We start from the raw sequence: 23828 nt of genomic DNA, 5'->3' as shown, positions 1-23828 counted from the left end.
ATGGTTTGTGAAGTCCAAAGACGCTTTTTACTCAAAAATGATGACTTTATAAAAATTTTAAAAGAAGAAAAAATTATATATTCTAAGGATAAAATACGCGTTTTCTTTACGCGTATAAGTCCTTTTTGTGATGTTAAATATAAAAAATTTAATAAAAATTATTATCGATTTTCACTTTATAAACTGCATGATATTTTAGATAAAAAAAATCATAAACTTTCTAAAAAAGAATTTAAACAGCAAAGTAAAAAACTTATAGGAAGTGTTATTAAGAAAACTAGAATTAGTTTTGAGATTAATAGTGCTCGATTTTTACTTTATAAGTTTAAAAATAATCTACAAGATTTGGTCATTTTGAAAGTTGTTTTTCCTACTTTTGAAAAAGCAAAGCAATTTAATTTACCTCACTTTTTTAAAAGCTATAAAGAGATTTCAGATGATGAAAATTTCTACAGCAAAAATTTAGCATTATATGGAGATTTTTCTAAAATTTTTGATAGTGCTAGATGTATTAAAATTTTAGATAAGCAAGAAGATATTAGCTTACATTTTCCAAATCAAATTCAAAGTTTTGAAGCGGGTAAAATCTTACTTTTTGTACTTTTAAAAAGATTAAAAAATGACAGATTGAATTTTTTACAAAAATTAAATTTTGAAAGTTTTGAGCAATTTTTTGTAAGTCTTAGGCAAATATGCATTTTCTTTGAGCTTTTTAGCACTCTTTTTGAAAAGAGTATTCAAAATAAACTTCAAGATTATATTTTGAATTTGGAAAAACAAATTTGTAATGATAAAATTTGTAAATTTGAATTAGAAAAATATATTTTTATTTTAAGTGATGAAAAAATCAATGATATTTTTCTTGATATGGATTTTATTTTAAAGAATGATTGTAGTTTTTATCAAGGAGAGAAAAATCAAATTTTAAAGTCTTTAGTGGCTTTTAAACTAAGAAAAGAATTAGTTTTTTTAAAGAAAAAAATTGTAAAATCTCAAACAAATCATGAAGAAGAATTAGAAAGAATAAAATTTTTATTATGCTATTTTGCAACTATGTTTGAAGAAAAAAGTATTGAAAAACTAAAAAATTATTTTGAACATAATCATTTAGAACAAATTTCATATGATGAAAATACAATAAAACAAATTGAAAAAAGCATTAAAAAATTAAAAATATATAGTTAGGAAAAACATGCAAAAACAAGAAAAAATAGTCAAAATGTTTGATGATATAGCACCAACTTATGATAAGGCTAATAGAATTTTAAGTTTTGGAAGTGATGTGAGTTGGAGAAAAAAAGCTTGTTTAGATGTTTTTAAATTTTCTAACAATGAACTTGATATTATCGATGTGGCTTGTGGTACAGGCGATATGATTATAGAATGGCAAAATCAAGCCTTAAGGACAAATAAAAATATCATTAGTATAAAAGGGGTTGATCCAAGTGCGGGCATGCTTGAAGTGGCTAAGAAAAAAATTCCTGATGCGACTTTTGTGCAAGCAAAAGCACAAGAACTTCCACTTGAAAGTGAAAGTGCAAATATCATAAGTATAAGTTATGGCATACGCAATGTGGTAGATAGGAAAGAAGCTATAAAAGAATTTGCAAGAGTGTTGAAAAAGGATGGGATTTTACTTGTGCTTGAATTTACTAAAAGAGAGCAGGGTGGTTTTATAGCTGCTTGTAGAGATTTTTACTTAAAAAATATTTTACCAAAAGTGGGTGGATTTATCAGTAAAAATTATAGTGCTTATGAGTATTTACCAAATTCGATAGAAGATTTTTTAAGCAAAGAAGAATTTATTAAAGAATTGAGTGAGTATTTTGAAATGCTAGAGTATAAAAGCTTTAGTTTTGGTGTTTGTTCTATGTTTATTGCAAGAAAAAAATGAAAGTTTCAGAACTTAATTTAAAAGCTAAAAGTTTATTAGAATTTCATCTTGATGATATAGAGCTTAGTGGAGAAATTTCTAAAATTACCATTCATAGTTCAGGACATTGGTATTTTGACTTAAAAGATGAAAAATCAAGCATAGCTTGTGTGATGTTTAAAGGCTTTAATCAATTTGTCCAAGCTAAACCTAAAGTTGGCGATATGCTTGAACTTAGAGGTTATGTGAGTTTATATGAAGCAAGTGGCAGGTATCAATTTATCGCCAAAAGTATGCAAAAAACAAGTCTTGGAGATTTAGAAGCTAAATTTTTAGCTCTAAAAGAAAAGCTTGAAAAAGAAGGTTTGTTTGATACAAATGTTAAAAAAAGCATTATTAAATTTCCTAAAAAAATAGGCATAGTTACTTCTTTTACTTCAGCTGCTTTGCAAGATATGTTAAAGCTAATTTCACAAAAAGAATACAATCTTTGCAAAATAACTATTTTTAATGCCCTTACCCAAGGACAAAGTGCCCCAAATTCTTTAATAAATGCTTTAAAAAAAGCCAATGAGTATAATTTAGATGCGATTATTTTGGCAAGAGGTGGTGGAAGCAGAGAAGATTTGTTTTGTTTTAACGATGAAGAACTTGCAAGATGTATTTTTTCTCTAAAAACGCCTATTGTTTCTGCTATTGGACATGAGATTGATTATGTTATTAGTGATTTTGTAGCAGATTTAAGAGCACCAACTCCAAGTGCAGCTATTGATATGATTTTTCCAAATAAACTAAGCTTAGAACAAGGACTTGATGAGCTTGCTATGCGTTTTAAAAACCAAATGTTAAATCATCTTAAGTTTTATCAAAACAAAATCGATCACTTGCAAAATTTAGCCAAAGCTAAGTCTTTAGAAAATGCTTTTTTTCTTAGAAAACAAAAGCTTGATTTTTTACAAAGCCAACTAAAGAGTGTTTTAAATTTAAAATTATTAAATTATGAAAATAAGCTTGATAATTTTGAGGAACTTTTAACTCAGCATAAAAATTTCTTTGATAAAAGTAAAAATTTGATAAATTTACAAAAAGATGGCAAAAATATCTCTCTTGAAAAGCTAAAAAAAGGAGATATTATAAAGCTTTGCTCAATAAATGAGAGTAAAGAAGCTCAAATACTATAAAAAGGAGATAAAATGAGAGTGATGAATTTTAGTGCAGGTCCTTCAAACCTGCCTGATGAGGTTTTAAAAGAAGCTAGGGAGCATTTGTTTGATTATTATGGTAAAGGCTTTTCTATTATGGAAGTTTCTCATCGTGGAAAGGTTTTTGAAGAAGTGCATTTTGAAGCTATCAAAATGGCAAAAGAACTTTATGGTGTAAATGATGATTATGAAGTGCTTTTAATGCAAGGTGGGGCTAGTTTGCAATTTGCTATGATACCTATGAATTTATATATGGGTGGAGTTTGTGAATTTGTTAATACGGGAGTTTGGACTAAAAAGGCTATTAAAGAAGCTGAAATTTTAGGAGTAAATACAAAAATAGTAGCAAGTAGCCAAGAAAGTGAGTTTGATCATATCCCACAATTTGAATTTAGCGATAATGCAGATTATGCTTATATATGCTCTAATAATACCATTTATGGAACTCAATATAAAAGCTATCCAAAGACTAAAAGTCCTTTGATAATTGATGCTTCTAGTGATTTTTTCTCTAAAAAGATAGATTTTTCTAATATTGCTATGCTTTTTGGTGGGGTGCAAAAAAATGCAGGAATTTCAGGGCTTGCTTGTGCTTTTGTGCGTAAAGATATGATAGAGCGTAGTAAAAACAAAAATATACCTAGTATGTTAAAATATAGCGTTTATGCTGAAAATAATTCTTTATTTAATACTCCAGCAACCTTTGCTATATATATGTTTAATCTTGAAATGAAATGGCTTTTAAATCAAGGTGGATTAGACAAAATCAATGAGCAAAATATACAAAAAGCCAAAATTTTATACGATGTGATTGATGAGAGTAATGGTTTTTATAAAGGTCATGCCAAAAAAGAGGATAGATCATTAATGAATGTTAGTTTTAATATAGCTTATGATAAAAACTTAGAGCCAGTTTTTGTAAAAGAAGCTGAAGAAAATGGTATGATAGGGCTTAAAGGACATAAAATTTTAGGTGGAATTCGTGCTAGTATTTATAATTCTATCAGCATTGAAAAGGTTCAAAAGTTAAGTGAATTTATGAAAGCTTTTGCAAAAAAACATGCTTGATTTTTGGTGATTTTCACCAAAAATCATTTGTATAGTAAAAACTTTACTCTTTAATATTTATCAGCATTTTACTAAGCCACTATTGTATTTTTTTTCAAGAAAATCTTTGAAAAATTCTTTTCTACTTTTACAAGGTGCTTTAGGATGTTTTTCTCTCATATGTTCAAGATATTTATCATAACTTGCAACTCCAACTAAGGGATGAAAAAACCTTTCGGATTTTTCATACCATAATTTAAGTTTTTTTATCATGTTTTTTCCTTTTTTAATGCTATATAAGGGCTTTCTTTTAAAGGAATGTTTAATTTTTTGATAAAAATTCCAAAGCAAGAAAGTACAACAAGCAAAGTGGTAATCATGAAAAACACACATAAAATTGCATTTATTAAATTAGAATTTTTAGCTTGAGATGCTAATTTTATATCTTTTTTGATTTGCTCGATTATTGCTTCATCTTGTGTTTGAGAAAGTTTTAAATTAAATTCTTGTATTTTTTGCGTATTTATTTGTACAGCAGCAACATGACTTATAGCATTATGGATTGGATCTCCTTCTTTGTAAGGAAGAATTTTTTGAATACCTCCATAAAGTGTTGCGATTAAAACAAAACAAGCAGGTATGAGAGTAATCCAAGTATATCTTGCCTTCCCCATTTTAAATAAAATCGCACTTGCTAAAAGCAATGCCATACCAGCAAGCATTTGATTACTCACTCCAAAAAGTGGCCATAATGAGTAAATTCCGCCTTTTGGATCTATCGCTCCTTGATAGAGAAAATACCCCCATCCACCAACACTTAAAGCTGTTGCAAAAATTCCTGCTAAGGTATTATTGATATTTCCTAAAGGTTTATAAACATTACCCAATATATCTTGAGCCATAAATCTACAAGCTCTTGTCCCAGCATCAACTGCAGTTAAAATAAACAAGGCTTCAAATAAAATAGCAAAGTGATACCAAAAGCCCATTAAATTCACTCCACCAAATAATTCATGTAAAATTAAAGCAACACCTACAGCAAATGTTGGTGCCCCACCAGTTCTTGATAATATGCTTTGTTCGCCTATATTTGTAGTTAAAGTAGTGATTTCTTCAGGAGTTATTTTAAAACCCCAGCTAGAAATAGCAGCAGCTGCATTTGCAACATCTACACCTATAGTAGCAGCAGGCGCATTGATGGCAAAGTAAAGACCAGGGTGTAAAATACAAGCACAAATTAAAGCCATGATAGCCACAGCACTTTCCATAAGCATAGAGCCATATCCAACAGCTAATGCATGAGTTTCATTTTCAAGCATTTTAGGAGTTGTGCCACTTGAAATTAATGCATGAAAACCACTAATAGCTCCGCATGCAATGGTAATAAATAAAAATGGAAAAATTGCTCCAGCAAATACAGGCCCACTTCCATCTAAATATTGAGAATTAATTTTTGGCATTTGAAGATCAGGCGCTACAAATACAATAGCTAAAGCCATAACCACAATAACACCGATTTTTAAAAAAGTTGATAAATAATCTCTTGGAGCAAGTAAAAACCAAACAGGTAAAATTGCAGCTATAAAACCATAAGCCATCATAATAAGTGCTAAAGTTGGTGCATCAAAGGTAAATATTTTCGCCCAATAAGGATCAGCAGCTATTTCACTTCCATAATGTATGGCTAATATGAGCAATATAAAACCTATAATAGAAGCTTCACCAACCCTACCAGGTCTTAAAAATCTCATATAAATTCCCATAAAAACAGCAATAGGAATGGTCATTGCGATGGTAAATAATCCCCATGGAGATTCTGCTAAAGCTTTTACAACAACCATAGCTAAAATCGCAATAATTATAAGCATAATTCCAAATATAGCAATCATTGCTATTGCGCCGATAAATTGTCCTAATTCATCTTTTATCATCTCTCCTAAAGATTTTCCATTACGACGCGTAGATATAAATAAAACTACAAAATCATGTACCGCACCTGCTAAAACACCGCCTATTAATATCCAAAGCATAGAGGGTAAATAACCCATTTGTGCAGCAAGTATAGGACCTACCAAAGGACCAGCTCCTGCGATAGCGGCAAAATGATGTCCAAAAAGTACAATTTTATTTGTAGGGACAAAATCACATCCGTCATTTTTAACTACAGCAGGAGTTGCTCTGTTTTTATCTAGCTCTAGCACCTTATAGGCAATATATCTACCATAAAATCTATACCCTATGATATAAATACATAAAGCAGCAATAACAAGATAAATCGCTGAAATACTTTCGCCATTTTGGAGTGCTAATATGCCAAAACAAACAGCACCGACAATGGCAACAAAAAACCATAATATTTTGTTAGTAATATTCATTTAATTCCTTTGCTTTAGTGAATTTATTTAGTGTATCGTAGAATTATATTTTATTGCTATATAGGATAAATAAAAAATTAATATATTACAAAATGTAACATATTTCTTAGTCAATTAAAAATTAATTTTATTGACTAAGAATTTGAAATTATTTAGATTTAAAACTTAGTGTCGCTGTCAATTGTAAAGTATCGCCATATCTGTCTAGATTGTATGGTAGTTTGATGTTTGCAGCTATTATTTGTAAACCATCTTTTGGTTTTGTGAGTGTGATTGTTGCTATACCTTTTTCATTTGTTGCTATGTTGTCGATATCATCATTTTGATCTTCAAATTCAACTCCTTTTACGGGTCTTCCATCTAGTAAAACTTGGAGTTTTAATTTATCTCCTTCATGTAGTGTTAAAGGATTTTGTAAAGGAACTATTTCAAATTTTAATCCTAATGGTTTTTTTGAACCTTCATCCCAAGAAAAAATGCTTTTTCCCATTTTGAAAATTTTTCTTGTTTGAGTGACTTCATTTGCACCAGTAATATCTGTAATATCAGATCTTTTTTGTGCATAATGTTTTCCATCTTTTGTAAATGTGTAATATCCAAAATCATAATTAACACTTGCAACAGCAGGTTTTCCCTCAATAAATATTTTGTTATTTTCGTAGTCATAGCCAGCTTTTAAATTTTTTCCTTGAGAATCTTTTGCACTTATACCAAAAACCCTATCAGGTTGATATTGTCCCCAGTGATCATCAGCTCAAAAACCTACTTCATATCCATTGCTAGTTTGCATAGGAAAGAATTGATGAGCTAAAGCAGAACTTGCTATAAAAAAACTCAAAAACACCATTTTTGAAAATTTCATTTTTTCTCCTTTAAAATAATTTTGATAATCATTATATATATTTTTATTTATATAAAACTTAAGAATGTATTTTAATTTTTCCTTTATAAAAAAGAAAAATATTTTAATTTTTCTTATGTTAAAATCATAAATTTATTTTTAAATATTTAGGAAAAGTTATGAATGATACTATTAATATAATTGGTGCTAAAGAGAATAATCTTAAAAATATCAACCTAGAAATTCCTAAAAATAAGCTTATAGTTTTTACAGGACTTAGTGGAAGTGGTAAATCCACTTTAGCTTTTGGTACACTTTATGCAGAAGGACAACGCCGCTATATTGAGAGTTTAAGTGCTTATGCAAGGCAGTTTTTAGATAAAGTGGGTAAGCCAAATGTTGATAAAATAGAAGGTTTAACTCCTGCTATTGCTATTGATCAAAAAACAACTTCTAAAAATCCTCGATCAACTGTTGGAACGATTACTGAAATTTATGATTATCTAAGACTTTTGTATGCAAGGATTGGCTCACAACATTGTCATCAATGTGGTCAAAAAATCTCATCTATGAGTGCAGCAGATATCGTAGGTGAAATCTTAAAGCTTCCAAAAGGAGCTAAAATCATCATTTATGCTCCTTTGATCAAAGAAAAGAAGGGAACTTTTGCAGATCTTTTGGAAAATTTAGTCGCAAAAGGCTATGTTAGAGCACAAATTGATGGGGTTTTAACACGTCTTGATGAGGATATTGAGCTTGCTAAAACCAAAAAACATACAATAAAACTTGTGATAGATAGACTCCAAGTGCAAGATGATATGTTAGCAAGACTTGCAAGCGATATAGAAAAAGGTCTTAGTGAGAGCTTTGGTGAAGTGGAAATTGAAGTTTTAAATAATGAAGAATTAAACATAGCAAAACATTTTCATTATAGTGAGCATAATGCTTGTTTTGATTGTAAAATTTCTTTTCCTTTGCTTGAGCCTTTGAGTTTTTCTTTTAATTCTCCAAAAGGCGCTTGTCCAAGTTGTGATGGTCTTGGTATAAGATATACGCTAGATATGAAAAAGCTTATCAATGAAGAATTAAGCTTAGAAGCAGGAGCTATAAAGCTTTTATATGGGTTTAATAAAAGTTATTATTATAAGTTTTTAATGGCTTTTTGTGAGCAAAATGATATCAGGGTAAAAATTCCATATAATGAGTTAAGTGAAGAAGAAAAGCGTCTAGTACTTTATGGTAATGCCAAGGAAATTAACTTTTTATGGAAAAGACATCGTTTAAATCGCAAATTTGAAGGTGCGGTTAAATATGCCTATGAAATGCTAAAAGATGAAAAAGATTTAAGCGAGTATATGAGCGAAAAAACTTGTAAAGATTGCAATGGTCATCGTTTAAGAGCTGAGAGTTTAGCTGTAAAAGTAGCTGAGAAAAATTTGGGTGAAATTTTAGATATGAGTATAGAAAATACCACTGCATTTTTTTCAAAAGAAGCTAATTTTGCGTATTTGAGTGAACAAGAAAGATTGATAGCTAAACCTATTTTTAAAGAAATTAATGAAAGATTATTTTTTCTTTATGATGTAGGACTTGGGTATTTATCTTTAGGGCGTGATGCAAGAACCATTAGTGGGGGTGAGGCTCAAAGAATTCGTATAGCATCTCAAATTGGTAGTGGTTTAAGTGGAGTAATGTATGTTTTAGATGAGCCTAGCATTGGTTTGCATGAGCGAGATACGGCAAAACTCATTAAAACTTTAAGAAATCTTCAGCAAAAGGGTAATACTTTAATCGTGGTTGAGCATGATAAAATGACCATAGAAGAAGCAGATTTTATCGTAGATATTGGTCCAAATGCTGGTAAATTTGGCGGTGAGGTAGTATTTAGTGGAACTTATAAAGAATTATTAAAAAGCAAAAGTCAAACCGCCCTTTATATGAGTGGCAAAAAGCAAATTGCTCATCAAAAAAATAGAGAACAAAAAGATTTTATTAGTTTAAAAGATGTGAGTATTAATAATATTCAAAATTTAAGTGTAGATTTTCCATTACACAATCTTGTAGCAATTACAGGTGTTTCAGGAAGTGGTAAAAGCTCATTAATTTTACAAACTTTGCTTCCATTTGCAAAAGAAGAGCTTAACCGTGCTAAAAAAGTTAAAAAACTAAGTGGAGCTAAAATAGAAGGTTTAGAAAAACTTGATAAGGTGATTTATCTTGATCAAAGTCCTATAGGTCGCACCCCACGTTCAAATCCTGCTACTTATACAGGTGCTATGGATGAAATTCGTAATCTTTTTGCAGCTACTAAAGAAGCTAAAATGCGAGGTTATAAAGCAGGGCGTTTTTCTTTTAATGTTAAAGGTGGAAGATGTGAAAAGTGTAGTGGCGATGGTGAAATTAAAATCGAAATGCACTTTTTGCCTGATGTGATGGTAACTTGTGATGTTTGTAATGGTAAAAGATATAATGATGCAACTTTAGAGATCAAATATAAAGGTAAAAGCATAGCTGATGTTTTAAATATGAGTATTATTGAAGCAAGTGAGTTTTTTACTTCTGTGCCAAAGATAAAGCAAAAGCTTGATACTTTGGTAAAAGTTGGGCTTGATTATCTTACCTTAGGACAAAATGCAACTACTTTAAGTGGTGGGGAGGCTCAGCGTATTAAGCTAGCCAAAGAATTAAGCAGAAGTGATACGGGAAAAACTCTTTATATTTTAGATGAGCCTACAACTGGACTTCATTTTGAAGATGTTAATAAGCTTATTTTGGTTTTGCAACATTTAGTCGATCTTGGAAATAGTGTGTTTGTGATAGAGCATAATTTAGATGTGATTAAAAATGCTGATTATATCATTGATATGGGACCTGAAGGTGGGGTTAAAGGTGGTAAGGTTATAGCTAAAGGTAGCGTTGAAGAGCTTGCTAAAAATCATGAAAAAAGTGGTTCTTATACGGGGTATTATCTAAATTTAGAGTTAAAAAACACAAAAAAATAAATTGGTTGAAGTTATCCTTCAACCATAAATTTCACCTTTTTTATACTCATAAATACTTTGCATATCTTTATCGCCTCTTCCTGAAAGATTTACAACTATCACACTTTTTTTCTTTAAAGTCGGACAAAGTTTTTCTAGATAAGCTAATGCATGTGAGCTTTCAATAGCGGGTATAATACCTTCTTCTTTACATAATAATTTTAAAGCATTAATACACTCATCATCACTAATAGCATGATAACTTGCTCTTTTACTTTCTTGTAAATATGCGTGCAAAGGACCTATGCCAGGGTAATCAAGCCCAGCAGAGATGCTAAAAGTATGAGCAATGTTTCCTTTATCATCTTGTAAAACCTTAGTTTTCATACCATGGATAATACCTTCTTTACCTTTAGTAAGTGTGGCTGCATGATAAGGTGTATCTTTTCCTAAACCTGCTGCCTCAACGCCTATGAGTTTAACTTTTTCATCTTTTAAAAATGCATGAAAAATTCCAGCAGCATTGCTACCACCTCCAGCTGCTGCTATGATGTAATCAACTTTTTTATTTAATTTTCTAAGTTGCATTTTACATTCTTTACCTATAATACTTTGAAAATGCGTAACAATTTGCGGATAAGGATAAGGCCCCACTGCACTTCCTACTACATAAAATACTTCTTTGGTATTTTTAACCCAAAAATTTAAAGCCTCATCTACTGCATCGCTTAAAGTTTTACTTCCACTTTCTACCGCATGAACTTTTGCTCCTAAAAGCTCCATTTTATAGACATTTAAGGCTTGTCTTTTTACATCAATAGCTCCCATAAATATCTCACATTCAAGTCCCAAAAGTGCTGCTGCAGTAGCTGTTGCAAGCCCGTGTTGTCCTGCTCCGGTTTCTGCAATAATTTTTTTCTTATTCATTTTCTTTGCCATTAAGGCTTGAGCTATGGCATTGTTGATCTTATGAGCTCCTGTGTGAGTTAAGTCTTCTCTTTTTAAATAAATTTCATGATTATAAAGCTTGCTTAAATTTTTAGCATGGTATAAAGGCGTAGGTCTTCCCACATAATTAGCTAAGAGTTCTTTTAATTCTGTGTTAAAATCTTTATCTTTTTTGAGTTTTAAAAAAGCTTTTTCTACTTCATCTAATGCTATTTTTACTTCATTTGGCACAAATTGCCCACCAAATTTTCCATAATATTTTTTCATAGTATTTCCTTAAAATGATTAATAATTTAAAATCAAAAAATGATCAACTAAAACTAAAAATGTAAAATAAAAATGATTGAAAATATAGTAGCAGGCTTAACGCCAAGAAAAAGAAGCTTTGTTAAATGAGTATTCTAAATTTAGTTTAGAAAATTTTTTCCTTTCCATAGTTTTTCCTTTTAAAAAATTGCCAAATGACTTTACATTCTAAGATAATTATTATTAAAAATTCTTTAAAATGATAGTTTATAAAATAAATACTAAGAAAATTTATAATGTTTGATTTTTTATATAATGATATAAGCTATATAGGGCTTTTTATAGTATGTTTTCTCTCTAGCACGCTTTTACCTATGGCAAGTGAGGCTTTTGTGCTTGTTTTTGTGAAATTAGATTTTAATGCTTATATGGTTTTATTTATAGCAAGCTTGGGGAATACTTTGGGTAGTTTAAGTACCTATGCGTTAGCTTATTTTGGAGAGAGTCAAATTTTGGAAAAATATTTTAAAAACTCTTTATGTAAATTAGAAAAAATCAATGCAAACTTTAAAAAATTTGGCTCTTTGTATGCTTTTTTTACTTTTTTACCCATAGTGGGAGATCTTTTTGCACTAGGGCTTGGATTTGCTAAGTATTCTTTTTTAAAAGCAAGTATTTTTATAGCCTTGGGTAAATTAAGTCGTTATGCTTTTGTAATTTTCATAGCAAATTCCATTTAAAAGCCTTGATTTTAAAAGATTTAAAAGTCTAGCATTATCAACATCTTTTAAAACTTTTATGGTGTTTTTTAATTCATGATTTTTCATAGGCATTTTTGCATCTTTAAAACACCTTATCGTGCTTCCTCTAGCAAAAGTACTATCACAAATGACATCTACTAAATACTCATCAAAATTTGCTAAATTTGGATCAAGCATATAAGCAATAGTTAATGCATCGTGTATCCATGTGCCATTTGTGCCTCTTGTTTTGCTTGCATAATCAATCCAAACTCTTAAAGTCTGCACTAAAAAATCACAAAGTGGATTTTGATTTTCTAAAGTATTTAAATCTTCATGCGTGAGCATAGTTTGCATTGTTGCATTATAAGGAACAAGTGTGATTTTAGCTCTTGAGTTTAAAACTATACTAGCAGCTTCAGGATCAAAGCCAAAATTTGTATCTTTGATATGATAAGGCATATCAAAACTTCCACCCATGATAAAAATTTCTTTTACATTTTTATCAAAGTCTTTAAAAAGCTTCATAGCTATGGCTATATTTGTTAAAGGCCCTATAGCGCAAATTGAAATTTCACCTGGGTTTTGCATAATAAGCTCACCCATTTTCATACAAGCATTTGGGTTTATGTTTTCTAAGATTTTTATAGGTTTTATATGATCCCAAAGATGAGTAAGCTTAAACTCTTCTACGCCTTTATCTAGTCTTTGTCTCCAAAAATGACTATCTTCACATAAAGCTTCATGAGCACCTAAATACAAAGGTATATCTAGATTAAGCTTATTTAATAAATCTTTAGCAACACTATAAGCGGTTAAAGCTTGCACATTACCACTTAAAGTGCTAATCATTTCAAGTTTGATTTCTTTGGAGGCTAAAATAAGTCCAAGGGCTAAACCATCATCAGTATTAGCCCCTGCTATTCCATTGCCTATATCAGTATCTAAAATAAGGCGTATCATATCGCATCTTCTATTAAATTTAAATCCCTGCCTCTAGTTTCTGGTGCAAAGAAAGTTGTGATAAAACCAATTCCTGCGGTGATAACAAAATACAAGGCTATTGGCCACCAAGTACCATAATAAGCAAGCAAAGCTGAAGCTATCATAGGAGCGGTTCCTCCTGAAAGTATAGAGCCAAATTCTTTTGCTAGTGCCATTTTGGTATAGCGATTTTTTGCTCCAAAAAGCTCCACACCCCACGCAGCTTGCACGCCAAAAATTCCTAAAGATGCTAAAGACATACCTACGATGATAGTTAAAATTACAATAATTTCATTTTTACTATCAAGTAGCATAAAAGCAGGGAAAGCATAAAGCATTAAAAGCAAGCAAAAGGTTCTATAAGTAATACGCCTTCCAAATTTATCACTTAAATATCCTGCTAAAGGTATAACCAAAAATCCCACCAAAGAAGCGATAACAACAGCAGTTGTGGCTACTGATTTATCAAGAAGTAAAATTTTAGTTACATAACCTACTATAAAGCCTTGTGCAAGATAAGATGGTCCATTTTCTCCTATTCTTATGCCCACCATAGTCCAAAATGCACGACTTTTCTGCCAAAAAGTTCTTTCATCTTTTTTCATATGTGCTTCATTTTCATGACGAATTTTTAGCATTAATTCTTTTTGTTTTTCAAAAACAGGAGTTTCTTTTACATTTAAACGCATATAAACAGCAAAAAGTGCTATAAAAATACTTCCTATAAAAGGAATTCTCCATCCCCATTCTTTAAAACTAGCATCATCCATACTTGTAACTAAAAGCCACACGAAAGCTGCAAGCAAGGTTCCACTGTTTGATCCAAGTGCTATAACAGAAGAGATTAAACCTCTATGTTTGCTAGGAGCATATTCTCCAAGCATGACAGTCCCACCTGAAAGTTCAGCACCTGCTCCAAAGCCTTGCATAAAACGCAAAATAACCAAACATATAGGAGCCCAAATTCCAATTACTGCATAACTTGGTATAAAACCAATTAAAGTAGTTGAAATACCCATTAATGCAATGGTGCTCATTAATACATTTTTTCTTCCGTATTTATCTCCTAAATATCCAAAAAATAAAGCTCCAATAGGTCTAGCAATAAAACCTATACCATAAGTAACAAAACTAAGCAATAATGCTATAACAGGAGTTTGTTCAGGAAAGAAAACTTCTGAAAAAACAGTAGCTGCAGCTAAGCCATAAAGTGCAAAATCTGCATATTCCATGGCAGTTCCTAGCCAGCATGAAAACACAGCCTTTTTAAATGCCTTTTTTCCTTGTGGAGTTTGAAAATTTTCATCCGCGATTGATTTTGTTTGCAAGATTAAACCTTTGTTTTAAATTTAAAATATAATTGTAACTAAAATGCTTAAAATGGAAATTTAATACTTTTTACCGACTTTTAAATAATTTTGGGCGATAATTATTATTATTTTTTAATATAGGAAAAAAATGAAAACTTTAACAATAATTGATACTTTTGGCTTTTTCTTTAGACTTTTTTATGCTTTAAAGGGGTTGAAAAATTCAAAAGGTGAGCCTAGTAATATGATTAGTGGTTTTGCTAATTTTATTTATAGTTTGAAAAATGAACATCCTAGTGATATGATTATTTTTGCTCTTGATAGTAAAGGAAAAACTTTTAGAAGTGAAATTGATCCAAATTATAAAATCAACCGCACTCCACCTCCGCCTGATTTATTAGCTCAAATTCCAATTTGCATTCAAATGATAGAAAAAATGGGTTTTTCAAGTTTTTCTTGCGAAGGATATGAGGCTGATGATATCATCGCATCTTTAGTTAAAGAGTGTGAAAGTAAGGATATTTTTATAAGAATTATCACTCAAGATAAAGATTTGTATCAACTTATAAAAGATGATAAAGTTAGTATTTATAGCCCTATTTCAAAAAATGATTATAATGAAGCAGGGTGTTTGGAAAAATATGGGGTAAAACCTAGCCAAATAAGAGATTTTTTAGCTCTATGTGGAGATAGTTCAGATAATATCCCAGGGGTAAAAGGAATTGGTGCTAAGGGTGCTAAGAATTTACTTGATGAGTTTGAAAGTATTGAGGGAATTTATGAAAACTTAACACTAGTGCGTAATGAGAGAAGTCGTAATTTGTTGCTTGAAGGCAAAGAAAATGCTTTTTTAAGCAAAAAACTTGCTTCTTTGTATGAAAATTTAGATGTAAAAGATATGCTTTTAAATTGTGAGTATCCAAAAGATGAGCCTTTGCTTAAGATTATGGATATTTTAGAGCATTATGAATTAAATGCTTTGTTAAAAAAACTACGCACTAATCCTACTAATAAAGATAAAAATTTAGGATTTAATGCAAGATTAATTTTAGATGAGAAAGAATTATTTGAAATTTTAGAAAAAATTGATGATCAAAGTATTGTTGCTTTTGACACCGAAACTACAGGCTTAGATACTAAAGAAGCTAAGATAGTAGGGTTTAGTTTTTGTTTTCATGAAAGTGAAGCTTTTTATGTGCCACTTACACATGATTATTTAGGAGTTTGTAAGCAAATTTCTATGCAAGTGGCTAAAAAGGGTATAGAAAAAATATATCAAAGTACGGTTATAGGCCATAATCTTAAATATGATTTTGAAATCATAAAAAATAATTTTAATTTACTTCCTCCAAAAAACTATGCTGATACTATGATACTTGCATGGCTTAAAGAGCCAAGTTTGCGTGTAAATATGGATGATTTGGCAAAAAGATTGTTTGCTTATGAGACTTTACATTTTGAAGACTTGGTAAAAAAAGGAGAAAACTTTGCAGGAGTGGATGTAGAAAAAGCTTGTAAATATGCTGCTGAAGATGCTTATATTACTTTAAGATTTTATTTGTATTTTTTAAAAAATTTAGAAAAGCCTTTATTTGAACTTGCACAAAAAAGTGAGTTTGAATTTATCAAAGTGCTTATTATGATGGAAAATAATGGCATTAAACTTGACACTCGAAAGCTTGAAAACTTAATGCAAAGTTTTAATCAAGATATTAAAATACTAAGTGAAAAAATATATGATTTAGCGGGTGAAAAATTTAATATTAACTCTCCTAAACAAGTAGGGGATATTTTATTTGAAAAATTAAAATTACCAAGTGGTAAAAAAGGTAAGACAGGTTATTCTACTGATGAAAAGGTTTTAAATACTATTTTAGATAACCATCTGATTGTGAAAGAAATTTTAACTTACAGAGAGCTTGCAAAATTAGTTTCTACTTATTGTGAACCTTTGTTAAAATTAGCTAAAAAAGATGAAAATTCAAGAATTTATTCAAGTTTTTTGCAAACAGGAACAGCTACTGGACGCCTTTCATCAAAAGATCCAAATTTGCAAAATATCCCTGCACATGGTCAATATGCTAAAGATTATAAATCTTGCTTTATTGCAAAAGAAGGATTTAGTTTTATCTCACTTGATTATTCACAAATTGAGCTTAGAATGCTAGCACATTTTAGTGAAGATGAGAAATTATTAGAAGCGTTTTCAAACGATGAGGATATTCATGCAAAAACTGCTATTATGATTTTTGGCCATAGTGATTATGAGACAAGAAGTATTGCTAAAAGTATAAATTTTGGTCTTATTTATGGTATGGGTTATAAGACTTTGAGCCAAAATTTAAAAATAGAAGCAAAGTTGGCTAAAGAATATATTGAAAAATATTTTGAGAATTTTACTAGTATTAAAACTTATTTTGAAAAGGTAAAAAATGAAGCTAAGCAAAATGGCTTTATAAGTACTTTGCTAGGTCGTAAGCGTTATTTTGATTTTGAAAATGCAAAGCCTATGCAAATTGCAATGCATGAAAGAGAGAGTATTAACTCTATACTTCAAGGTTCAGCTGCCGATATAATAAAATTGGCAATGATAGAAATAAGTAGAAATTTGGATGAAAATAAACGCTTAATTTTACAAATTCATGATGAGCTTATTTTTGAAGTAAAAGATGAACTTTGTGAGGATTTTGCAAAAAAAGCTAGTGATATTATGGAAAATATTGTAAAATTAAAAGTTAAATTAAAAACTTCATCAAGTATTGCCAAAAATTGGGGTATATTAAAATAAGGAGAATGTTTAATGGATCTTTCAACCATACTTGGGATGGTATTAGCTGTTGTTAGTATTTCTGTAGGGGATATTTTAGAGGGTGGTAACCCTTTGCATGTTTTACACTTAGCGTCTTTTATTATCGTGGTGCCTACAGCAGCTTTTTGCGCAATGACTTCTACACATAAAAAAATTGTTAAAGGTGCATATAAGGAATTAAAGGTAGTTTTTAAAGGTTCGGGGGTAAATTTAAGTCAAAGAATAGCTGAGCTTGTAGAATACTCTGTTATAGCAAGAAGAGATGGACTTTTGGCTTTAGAGTCAAAAACTAATGAAATTGACAATGAGTTCTTAAAAGAAGCTATGATGATGATGGTAGATGGTAAGAGCGTAGAAGAAATTAAAGAAAGTATGGAAATTCAAGTAGAAGAAATGGAAGAATATTATAAAGAATGTGCAGAATATTGGATACGCTTTGGTGAAACTTGTCCTACTATGGGGCTTGTTGGCGCTGTTTTTGGATTGATTTTGGCACTTAAACTACTCGATGATCCACAGGCTATGGCAGCGGGTATTTCAGGAGCTTTTACAGCAACTGTTACGGGAATTTTTGGAGCTTATGCTTTATTTGGGCCTTGGGGTAATAAAATGAAAGCTAATTCACATGATTTAATTAAGGAAAGAATAGTTATTTCTCACGCTATTGTAAGTATTGCAGAAGGAGCTAATCCAAGAGATTTGGAGGCAAAGTTATTTAACTATTTAAGTCATGATGAGCCTAGAATTTCTCAATTTGATAAATAAGAGTTAAAAATGGGAAAAAAACATAAATGTCCAGAATGTCCAGCAGGTGAAAAATGGGCAGTGCCTTATGCAGACTTTTTAAGTTTGCTTTTGGCACTTTTTATTGCTCTTTGGGCGATTTCTGAAAGTAATCCTGCAAAAACTGAAGCCTTGAAAACTGAATTTGTTAAAATTTTTGAATTCACTGCTTCTAGTCCTTTAGAAAAAGAAAGTGAAGTGTATAATAAATATAGCGCACCTTCAAATGCAAATGTAGAAGAGCTTGAAAAACTTAAGAAATTAAGTATTACTCAACAAGAAAATATAGAAAAATTAAAAGCAGCATTAGATCAAAGAGAAAATAATATAGTTTTAAATTTACCAGCTAGAGTTGAATTTGCTAGGGGTAGTATTCAGATTGATTCTGCTGATGTACAAGATTTTTTAAAGCGTATTAGTGAAGTGCTTAAGAAAATGCCAAAGCAAGCTCAAATAGAACTTAGAGGTTATACTGATGCAAGCGATAGGGATCCTAAGAGAAATTTTGATTTAGCTAGTAAAAGATCTCAAGTTGTAGCCGATTATTTAATAGCTAAAGGAATCGATCCAACTCAACTTATAATTGTAAGTTTTGGTGATAATTACCCTTTAAGTGCAAATAAAGAAGATGAAATAAATAATAGGGTAGAGTTTTATATTCGTGTAGATTCTTCAGACAATCAAGTTAGAAAGTCAGTATTAGATCAAATAGAAACTTTTAAATAACAAATAAGCTTTATAAACTTATTTGTTATTTTCTCCGCCAAAACGAAGCAATGCTGAACCCCAAGTAAATCCACCACCAAAAGCATCAAGCAATATTAGTGAGCCTTGTTTTAAACGACCTTGTTCATAAGCATCATTCATTGCCATAGGTATTGAGGCTGCTGAAGTATTGCCGTATTTTTGCACTGTAACTACGCATTGTTCATCTGTAAAATTTAATTTTTCTTGCACGGCTTTAATAATTCTTAAATTAGCCTGATGAGGTATAAAAAGATCAATTTCTTCACTTTTTATATTATTTTTTGCAAGAATATCAACAACATCATTACTTAGAGTATTTACTGCAATTTTAAATACTTCGTTTCCTTTCATTTGCATAGAAAGAGGAGAGCAAATGCTACTTTTTTGAGATCTTTGAGTTATTAATAAATCTCCAAACTCCCCATCACTTGCTGTATGAGTATCTATAATCGGATAATTATCATCTAAAGATACAATTCCAGCACCAGCTCCATCGCCAAATAAAACACAAATACTTCTATCTGTATAGTCTATAATAGAGCTAATTTTTTCAGCTCCAATAATTAAAACATTTTTCTTTGTTTTGCTTTCAACCATAGATTTAGCAAGTTCTAAAAGATAAATAAACCCTGAACATGCTGCAGAAATGTCAAAAGCAGTGATGTCTTTTAATCCAAGATTATGAGCAATTTTACATGCAGTTGATGGCATAGTAAAGCAATCAGGACTTAAAGTAGCAACAATAATAGCATCTATGTCTTGAGGTTTTAAATTCGCTCTTTGTATAGCTTTGATAGCTGCTTTAGTACCAAGATCGCTCGTGTTTTCATCATCATTTGCTATGCGTCTTTGCTCTATTCCTGTTCTTCTTAATATCCACTCATCACTAGTTTGCACCATAGATTCTAATTCTTTATTGTTAAGTATTTTTTCGGGGATGTAAGAAGCTATACTTTTTAATGAAGCTTTAGTTGATTTCATAATTGGCAAGTTCTTTTTCTATAGTTTGATTTATATTTGATTGTGTAAAATTTAATGCTTGAAAAATAGCATTTTTAATAGCTTTTGGACCGCTTTTACCATGACTTATAATGACACATTCTTTCACACCTAGAAGTGGAGCCCCTCCATATTCTTCATAATCAATGTGGGTTTTTAATTCATTAAAAGCAGGTTTTGCTAAAAGATAGCCAAGTTTTGATAAAAAAGATTTTTGAATTTCTTGTTTTAAAAGTTTTGTAATAACACTTGCTACGCCTTCGCCGGTTTTAAGTAAGATATTTCCATTAAAACCATCGCATACTAATACATCTATCGTGCCATTAAATATATCTCTTCCCTCAGCATTTCCGACAAAATTTGGAAGTTGCTTTAAAAGTTGATGGGTTTCTTTAGTAAGCTCATTTCCTTTGCATTCTTCTTCACCATTTGAAAGCAAAGCAACTCTAGGCTTAGCAATTTTTAAAATTTCTTTAGCATAGGCTTTACCCATAATGGCAAATTGAAACAAATGTTCACTTTTGCAATCAACATTTGCACCAACATCTAGCACTAATGTTCTTGAATGGATATTTGGCATTAAAGTGGCTATTGCAGGTCTAGCGATATTGGCTAATCTTCCAAGTCTTAAAGTAGCCAAACTCATAGTAGCTCCACTATGTCCAGCTGACACAACAGCTTTTGCTTTTTGATTTCTTACTAAATCTATGGCTTTGTAGATTGTACTATCTTTTCGTTTTAATGCATCTGTAGAATTTTCTTCCATAGCAAACACATCAAAAGCCTCTTCATATTCTATATATGAGTTTAATTCTTGAGGGATTAAGGTTTTAAGCTTTTGAGGATCTCCTACTAAGATGGCTTTAAATTTTCGCTCTTTTAGAGCTTGAATTACACCTTCTATAATAGGCTTTTCCCCAAAATCACCACCCATTGCATCAATAGCAATGCTCGTCATTGTTCTTAATATTCCTTAGTTACAGGATTTACACGATGAGGCATTTTGTAGCTACCATCTTTATCCTTAATAGGCATAGGTAGGGTAACTTTGTAATGAGTTCTGCGTTTTGCTGCGCGAGTTTTGCTCACTCTTCTCTTAGGTACTGCCATTTTTTACTCCTTTATTAATTTAAACATTTATTACAATAAAAATAATCACTTAAGTAAGATTGTAATTCACTTGTAGCAAGCTCTATTAAGTCAATATGAGAGTCAAAAAACTCCATAGTATCACTTAAAGTATTATTTTCATCTTTAAAAATTCCATCGCTTGCAAAAAGCTCTATATTTTGATCGATTTCAAGTTCCATTTCATCACCACATCGATCGCAATTTCTATAAGTAAATCCTTTAAAATTAGCTGTTATTTTAGCTAATTTTAGATTAACTTTTGTAATAGTTCCTTCAAAAACTATATTATCAAGATCTAGTTTAAAAGGATAAGCTACAGAGCTAAGTTTTGCAAAGGCAATTTTCATTATAAAATTTCAGTTTTTGAAAAGAAAAATTCTATTTCAATTTTTGCATTTTCTAAGCTATCGCTTCCATGAACCGCGTTTGCATCAATACTATCTGCAAAATCTGCTCTGATAGTACCAGGAGCCGCTTCTTTTGGATTTGTAGCACCCATTAATTCTCTGTTTTTTAACACAGCATTTTCGCCTTCTAAAACAGAAACCACAACTGGACCACTGATCATAAATTCAACTAAGTCTTTAAAAAATGGTCTATCTTTGTGTACAGCATAAAATTCTTGTGCTTCTTTTTCTGAAAGCTGTATTTTTTTTGTAGCCGCTATTCTTAGACCATTGCTTTCAAAGCGTGTTAAAATTTGACCAATAACGCCTTTTTTTACTGCATCAGGTTTAATAATAGAAAGTGTTTTTTCCAAAATCGTCCCCTTAATTTAGATAAGTTTTATGTTTATAAAAGAGCTAATTATATCAAAAAATGCTTTAAAATTATATAAAAATTGTAATTTTGAGTTATAAAATGAAGAAGCTACAAGCATCTTAAATACTAGAAAGATGCTTGTATTGGGTACTAATTAAGCAAATACCGGAGTTGAGCCATCTCTTAAATCGCTTCCGATATTATCACGACTTGGTTGACCACTAACTACATCGCTCCATACAATACAGCCATCAGTTGGACATGCACTTGCACATGCTGGCTGATCATTATGTCCTACACATTCAACACATTTATCAGCATAAACATAATATCTATCTTCGCCCTCAGGGTTATTTGCATCATCTACGATTGCACTTACTGGGCATTCATCTATACAAGAACCACATGCTATACAAATATCAGTAATTTTAACTGCCATTTTTTACTCCTTAAATATTAAAAGTTTAATATAAGATTATCAAAATTGTCTTAATTTTATTCTTAAAATCTTTTAATTTTGATAATAAAATTAATTTACATACAAATTTACACAATTAATAAATTTTTAAATTTACAAATGATATTATTTTGTTACAAATAAAATTTATTAATTAGGAGATAAACGATGATAGTAACTAAAAAAGCTATTGATTTTACAGCACCTGCTGTATTAGGTAATAATGAAATAGTTGGAGATTTTAATCTTTATAAAAATATAGGACCAAAAGGTGCAGTAGTATTTTTCTATCCAAAAGATTTTACTTTTGTTTGCCCTTCTGAAATTATTGCTTTTGATAAAAGATATCAAGATTTTAAAGATAGAGGTATTGAAGTAATTGGTGTATCTTGCGATAACGAATTCTCTCACTTTGCTTGGAAAAATATGCCGGTAAATCAAGGTGGTATAGGTCAAGTTAAATTTCCTTTAGTAGCTGACTTAACAAAACAAATTGCCAGAAATTTTGATGTTTTATTTGAAGAAGCAGTTGCTTTAAGAGGTTCTTTCTTGCTTGATGCTGATGGAACAATCCGCCATGCAGTTATAAATGACTTACCACTTGGAAGAAACATTGATGAAATGATTAGAATGGTTGATACTATGCTATTTACTAATGAACATGGTGAAGTTTGCCCAGCTGGTTGGAATAAAGGCGATGAAGGTATGAAGGCTGACCCTAAAGGTGTTGCTGATTATCTAAGTAAAAACGAAAATAAATTATAATTTTTTAAGCTGAAAGTTTTTCTTTCAGCTTAGCATAAATTGTGTTATAAAGTTACAATACTCTCAAAATATACTGATTAATATACATTTTTGATAAATGCTTTTAAAATATTATAACTAGGACATCATATAATAAATAATTTACTTTTTATTTTATATATTTATTATTTTGTTGTTATTTTATTGTATTAATAGCATGATAATCGTTGTATAAAAATTTACTACAAAATTTTAAGGAGCTGTTATGGTTTTTTCATTTTCTAAGAGCTTATCTTCAAAGCTTATATGGATAATGTGTGTAGGTGTAGTTTCTATTGTAATACTGATTAACTTAGTCAGTTATTTTAATTCAAAAAATAGTACTTTTGATTTACTAACAGAAATACAAGTAAACAATATGGTGGATACAAATGCTCTGTATGATTTTTATGGAAAAACTAAAAGATTAGCTATAGAATCTTTAGCAGAGCAATTTTCTAGTAATTTAAATATGCCTTCAGAACAAATTATGCAAATTCTCAAACTAGCTGCAAAAACTTCTGGGTTTGAGCTAGTTTATGTTGGTTTTGAAGATAGTGGCAAAAATTATCAATCAGATGGTCAAGTACTTGATTTATCAAAGGGTTATGATACTAAAAATAGAGGTTGGTATAAAGAAGCTAAAGCAGCTGGAAAATTTATAACAACTGATCCATATAAGTCTGTAACAACAGGAGAAATAGGAATTACTTATGCCATTCCTGTTTATGCTAACGGAAAACTCTTAGCGGTAGTGGGAGGTGACTATAATTTACATACTTTTTCTAAAGATGTTTTAGCTATAGGGCA

23 protein-coding genes are annotated in these 23828 nt (G+C 30.4%); 11 read left to right on the top strand and 12 right to left on the bottom strand.

The window, feature by feature from the left end; all coding sequences use genetic code 11:
• From CAMP5063_RS01020 to serC, 4 genes are read left to right on the top strand one after another with little or no spacing between them, the layout of a single operon-like run.
• Window positions 1-1185 carry a hypothetical protein gene (locus CAMP5063_RS01020; RefSeq protein WP_263664594.1) on the top strand — a complete coding sequence of 395 codons (1185 nt, stop codon included), beginning with the start codon at window positions 1-3 and terminating at the stop codon, window positions 1183-1185.
• Between the two features lie 7 nt (window positions 1186-1192).
• Window positions 1193-1894, top strand: a complete 702-nt coding sequence (gene ubiE, locus CAMP5063_RS01015) for a bifunctional demethylmenaquinone methyltransferase/2-methoxy-6-polyprenyl-1,4-benzoquinol methylase UbiE (protein WP_133319552.1) — start codon at window positions 1193-1195, stop codon at window positions 1892-1894.
• Complete coding sequence (gene xseA, locus CAMP5063_RS01010) at window positions 1891-3054, top strand: exodeoxyribonuclease VII large subunit (RefSeq protein ID WP_263725825.1); 1164 nt, start codon at window positions 1891-1893, stop codon at window positions 3052-3054. The genes ubiE and xseA overlap by 4 nt, the downstream gene beginning before the upstream one ends.
• Window positions 3055-3066: 12 nt before the next feature.
• Window positions 3067-4143, top strand: coding sequence for a phosphoserine transaminase (serC, locus tag CAMP5063_RS01005; RefSeq protein ID WP_337194640.1), 1077 nt, complete (start codon window positions 3067-3069; stop codon window positions 4141-4143).
• A gap of 60 nt (window positions 4144-4203) precedes the next feature.
• On the opposite strand, the gene kcuS is transcribed toward serC, so the two are convergent.
• The 3 genes from kcuS to CAMP5063_RS00990 form a co-directional block, all read right to left on the bottom strand.
• Window positions 4204-4395: a KCU-star family selenoprotein gene (gene kcuS / locus CAMP5063_RS01000; protein ID WP_337194639.1), complete on the bottom strand. Its 192-nt coding sequence runs from the start codon at window positions 4393-4395 to the stop codon at window positions 4204-4206.
• Window positions 4392-6497 carry a carbon starvation CstA family protein gene (locus CAMP5063_RS00995; protein ID WP_337194638.1) on the bottom strand — a complete coding sequence of 702 codons (2106 nt, stop codon included), beginning with the start codon at window positions 6495-6497 and terminating at the stop codon, window positions 4392-4394. Before CAMP5063_RS00995 ends, kcuS begins: the two co-directional genes overlap by 4 nt.
• Window positions 6498-6645: 148 nt before the next feature.
• Entirely contained in the window at window positions 6646-7137 is a 492-nt protein-coding gene (locus CAMP5063_RS00990; protein ID WP_337194678.1) for a DUF4198 domain-containing protein, read from the bottom strand.
• A 380-nt stretch (window positions 7138-7517) separates the two neighbouring features.
• Between CAMP5063_RS00990 and uvrA the strand changes: the two genes are divergently transcribed.
• The gene (gene uvrA / locus CAMP5063_RS00985; protein ID WP_337194637.1) at window positions 7518-10340 is read left to right on the top strand and encodes an excinuclease ABC subunit UvrA; all 2823 of its coding nucleotides are present in this window, start codon (window positions 7518-7520) and stop codon (window positions 10338-10340) included.
• A gap of 18 nt (window positions 10341-10358) precedes the next feature.
• Here the strand turns inward: uvrA and trpB are convergent, their stop codons facing one another.
• Entirely contained in the window at window positions 10359-11534 is a 1176-nt protein-coding gene (gene trpB / locus CAMP5063_RS00980) for a tryptophan synthase subunit beta (RefSeq protein WP_214125263.1), read from the bottom strand.
• A gap of 275 nt (window positions 11535-11809) precedes the next feature.
• On the opposite strand from trpB, the gene CAMP5063_RS00975 reads away from it, so the two are divergent.
• Entirely contained in the window at window positions 11810-12253 is a 444-nt protein-coding gene (locus tag CAMP5063_RS00975; RefSeq protein WP_263671238.1) for a YqaA family protein, read from the top strand.
• Here CAMP5063_RS00975 and CAMP5063_RS00970 read toward each other — a convergent pair.
• Window positions 12209-13213 carry a nucleoside hydrolase gene (locus CAMP5063_RS00970; RefSeq protein WP_263660492.1) on the bottom strand — a complete coding sequence of 335 codons (1005 nt, stop codon included), beginning with the start codon at window positions 13211-13213 and terminating at the stop codon, window positions 12209-12211. The genes CAMP5063_RS00975 and CAMP5063_RS00970 overlap by 45 nt on opposite strands.
• Window positions 13213-14568 (bottom strand): MFS transporter, encoded by a 1356-nt coding sequence (locus CAMP5063_RS00965; RefSeq protein WP_087685416.1) that lies wholly within the window; start codon window positions 14566-14568, stop codon window positions 13213-13215. Before CAMP5063_RS00965 ends, CAMP5063_RS00970 begins: the two co-directional genes overlap by 1 nt.
• 127 nt (window positions 14569-14695) lie before the next feature.
• Here CAMP5063_RS00965 and polA point away from each other — a divergent pair, with 127 nt between their 5' ends.
• Genes polA through motB form a run of 3 tightly spaced genes read left to right on the top strand, consistent with a single transcriptional unit; the run spans window position 14696 to window position 18865 of the window.
• Window positions 14696-17335 carry a DNA polymerase I gene (gene polA, locus CAMP5063_RS00960; RefSeq protein ID WP_337194636.1) on the top strand — a complete coding sequence of 880 codons (2640 nt, stop codon included), beginning with the start codon at window positions 14696-14698 and terminating at the stop codon, window positions 17333-17335.
• Between the two features lie 12 nt (window positions 17336-17347).
• Window positions 17348-18121: a flagellar motor stator protein MotA gene (gene motA / locus CAMP5063_RS00955; RefSeq protein ID WP_133319563.1), complete on the top strand. Its 774-nt coding sequence runs from the start codon at window positions 17348-17350 to the stop codon at window positions 18119-18121.
• Window positions 18122-18130: 9 nt separating this feature from the next.
• Entirely contained in the window at window positions 18131-18865 is a 735-nt protein-coding gene (gene motB / locus CAMP5063_RS00950; protein ID WP_337194635.1) for a flagellar motor protein MotB, read from the top strand.
• 18 nt (window positions 18866-18883) lie between these two features.
• Here the strand turns inward: motB and CAMP5063_RS00945 are convergent, their stop codons facing one another.
• The 6 genes from CAMP5063_RS00945 to CAMP5063_RS00920 form a co-directional block, all read right to left on the bottom strand.
• Complete coding sequence (locus CAMP5063_RS00945) at window positions 18884-19867, bottom strand: beta-ketoacyl-ACP synthase III (protein WP_337194634.1); 984 nt, start codon at window positions 19865-19867, stop codon at window positions 18884-18886.
• Window positions 19854-20843, bottom strand: a complete 990-nt coding sequence (gene plsX, locus CAMP5063_RS00940) for a phosphate acyltransferase PlsX (RefSeq protein ID WP_337194633.1) — start codon at window positions 20841-20843, stop codon at window positions 19854-19856. The genes CAMP5063_RS00945 and plsX overlap by 14 nt, the downstream gene beginning before the upstream one ends.
• Before the next feature lie 5 nt (window positions 20844-20848).
• The gene (gene rpmF, locus CAMP5063_RS00935; protein WP_012662034.1) at window positions 20849-20995 is read right to left on the bottom strand and encodes a 50S ribosomal protein L32; all 147 of its coding nucleotides are present in this window, start codon (window positions 20993-20995) and stop codon (window positions 20849-20851) included.
• A 14-nt stretch (window positions 20996-21009) separates the two neighbouring features.
• Complete coding sequence (locus CAMP5063_RS00930) at window positions 21010-21363, bottom strand: hypothetical protein (protein ID WP_337194632.1); 354 nt, start codon at window positions 21361-21363, stop codon at window positions 21010-21012.
• On the bottom strand, window positions 21363-21776 hold the full coding sequence (gene ndk, locus CAMP5063_RS00925; protein ID WP_039642239.1) for a nucleoside-diphosphate kinase: 414 nt from the start codon (window positions 21774-21776) through the stop codon (window positions 21363-21365). The genes CAMP5063_RS00930 and ndk overlap by 1 nt, the downstream gene beginning before the upstream one ends.
• A gap of 156 nt (window positions 21777-21932) precedes the next feature.
• Window positions 21933-22217 carry a ferredoxin, 4Fe-4S gene (locus CAMP5063_RS00920; RefSeq protein WP_039619165.1) on the bottom strand — a complete coding sequence of 95 codons (285 nt, stop codon included), beginning with the start codon at window positions 22215-22217 and terminating at the stop codon, window positions 21933-21935.
• A 186-nt stretch (window positions 22218-22403) separates the two neighbouring features.
• Between CAMP5063_RS00920 and CAMP5063_RS00915 the strand changes: the two genes are divergently transcribed.
• Both CAMP5063_RS00915 and CAMP5063_RS00910 read left to right on the top strand, forming a co-directional pair.
• Complete coding sequence (locus CAMP5063_RS00915) at window positions 22404-23000, top strand: peroxiredoxin (RefSeq protein WP_133319569.1); 597 nt, start codon at window positions 22404-22406, stop codon at window positions 22998-23000.
• Between the two features lie 244 nt (window positions 23001-23244).
• Window positions 23245-23828, top strand: a 584-nt coding sequence (locus CAMP5063_RS00910; RefSeq protein ID WP_337194631.1) for a cache domain-containing protein, incomplete at its 3' end; no start/stop codon positions are given.

It is taken from the genome of Campylobacter sp. RM5063 (assembly GCF_024723655.1).
Classification (GTDB): domain Bacteria; phylum Campylobacterota; class Campylobacteria; order Campylobacterales; family Campylobacteraceae; genus Campylobacter_D; species Campylobacter_D lari_D.
This window is presented reverse-complemented; position numbering and strand designations above follow the sequence as displayed.

Excerpts from the sequence above, each read along its gene's own strand:
- motA (WP_133319563.1), top strand. The coding sequence starts at position 17,348 with ATGGATCTTTCAACCATACTTGGGATGGTATTAGCTGTTGTTAGTATT.
- CAMP5063_RS00930 (WP_337194632.1), bottom strand. The coding sequence starts at position 21,363 with ATGAAAATTGCCTTTGCAAAACTTAGCTCTGTAGCTTATCCTTTTAAA.
- kcuS (WP_337194639.1), bottom strand. The coding sequence starts at position 4,395 with ATGATAAAAAAACTTAAATTATGGTATGAAAAATCCGAAAGGTTTTTT.
- CAMP5063_RS00975 (WP_263671238.1), top strand. The coding sequence starts at position 11,810 with ATGTTTGATTTTTTATATAATGATATAAGCTATATAGGGCTTTTTATA.
- CAMP5063_RS00920 (WP_039619165.1), bottom strand. The coding sequence starts at position 22,217 with ATGGCAGTTAAAATTACTGATATTTGTATAGCATGTGGTTCTTGTATA.
- xseA (WP_263725825.1), top strand. The coding sequence starts at position 1,891 with ATGAAAGTTTCAGAACTTAATTTAAAAGCTAAAAGTTTATTAGAATTT.
- polA (WP_337194636.1), top strand. The coding sequence starts at position 14,696 with ATGAAAACTTTAACAATAATTGATACTTTTGGCTTTTTCTTTAGACTT.
- serC (WP_337194640.1), top strand. The coding sequence starts at position 3,067 with ATGAGAGTGATGAATTTTAGTGCAGGTCCTTCAAACCTGCCTGATGAG.
- CAMP5063_RS00945 (WP_337194634.1), bottom strand. The coding sequence starts at position 19,867 with ATGAAATCAACTAAAGCTTCATTAAAAAGTATAGCTTCTTACATCCCC.
- ubiE (WP_133319552.1), top strand. The coding sequence starts at position 1,193 with ATGCAAAAACAAGAAAAAATAGTCAAAATGTTTGATGATATAGCACCA.
- CAMP5063_RS00915 (WP_133319569.1), top strand. The coding sequence starts at position 22,404 with ATGATAGTAACTAAAAAAGCTATTGATTTTACAGCACCTGCTGTATTA.
- plsX (WP_337194633.1), bottom strand. The coding sequence starts at position 20,843 with ATGACGAGCATTGCTATTGATGCAATGGGTGGTGATTTTGGGGAAAAG.
- CAMP5063_RS01020 (WP_263664594.1), top strand. The coding sequence starts at position 1 with ATGGTTTGTGAAGTCCAAAGACGCTTTTTACTCAAAAATGATGACTTT.
- CAMP5063_RS00995 (WP_337194638.1), bottom strand. The coding sequence starts at position 6,497 with ATGAATATTACTAACAAAATATTATGGTTTTTTGTTGCCATTGTCGGT.
- uvrA (WP_337194637.1), top strand. The coding sequence starts at position 7,518 with ATGAATGATACTATTAATATAATTGGTGCTAAAGAGAATAATCTTAAA.
- rpmF (WP_012662034.1), bottom strand. The coding sequence starts at position 20,995 with ATGGCAGTACCTAAGAGAAGAGTGAGCAAAACTCGCGCAGCAAAACGC.
- trpB (WP_214125263.1), bottom strand. The coding sequence starts at position 11,534 with ATGAAAAAATATTATGGAAAATTTGGTGGGCAATTTGTGCCAAATGAA.
- motB (WP_337194635.1), top strand. The coding sequence starts at position 18,131 with ATGGGAAAAAAACATAAATGTCCAGAATGTCCAGCAGGTGAAAAATGG.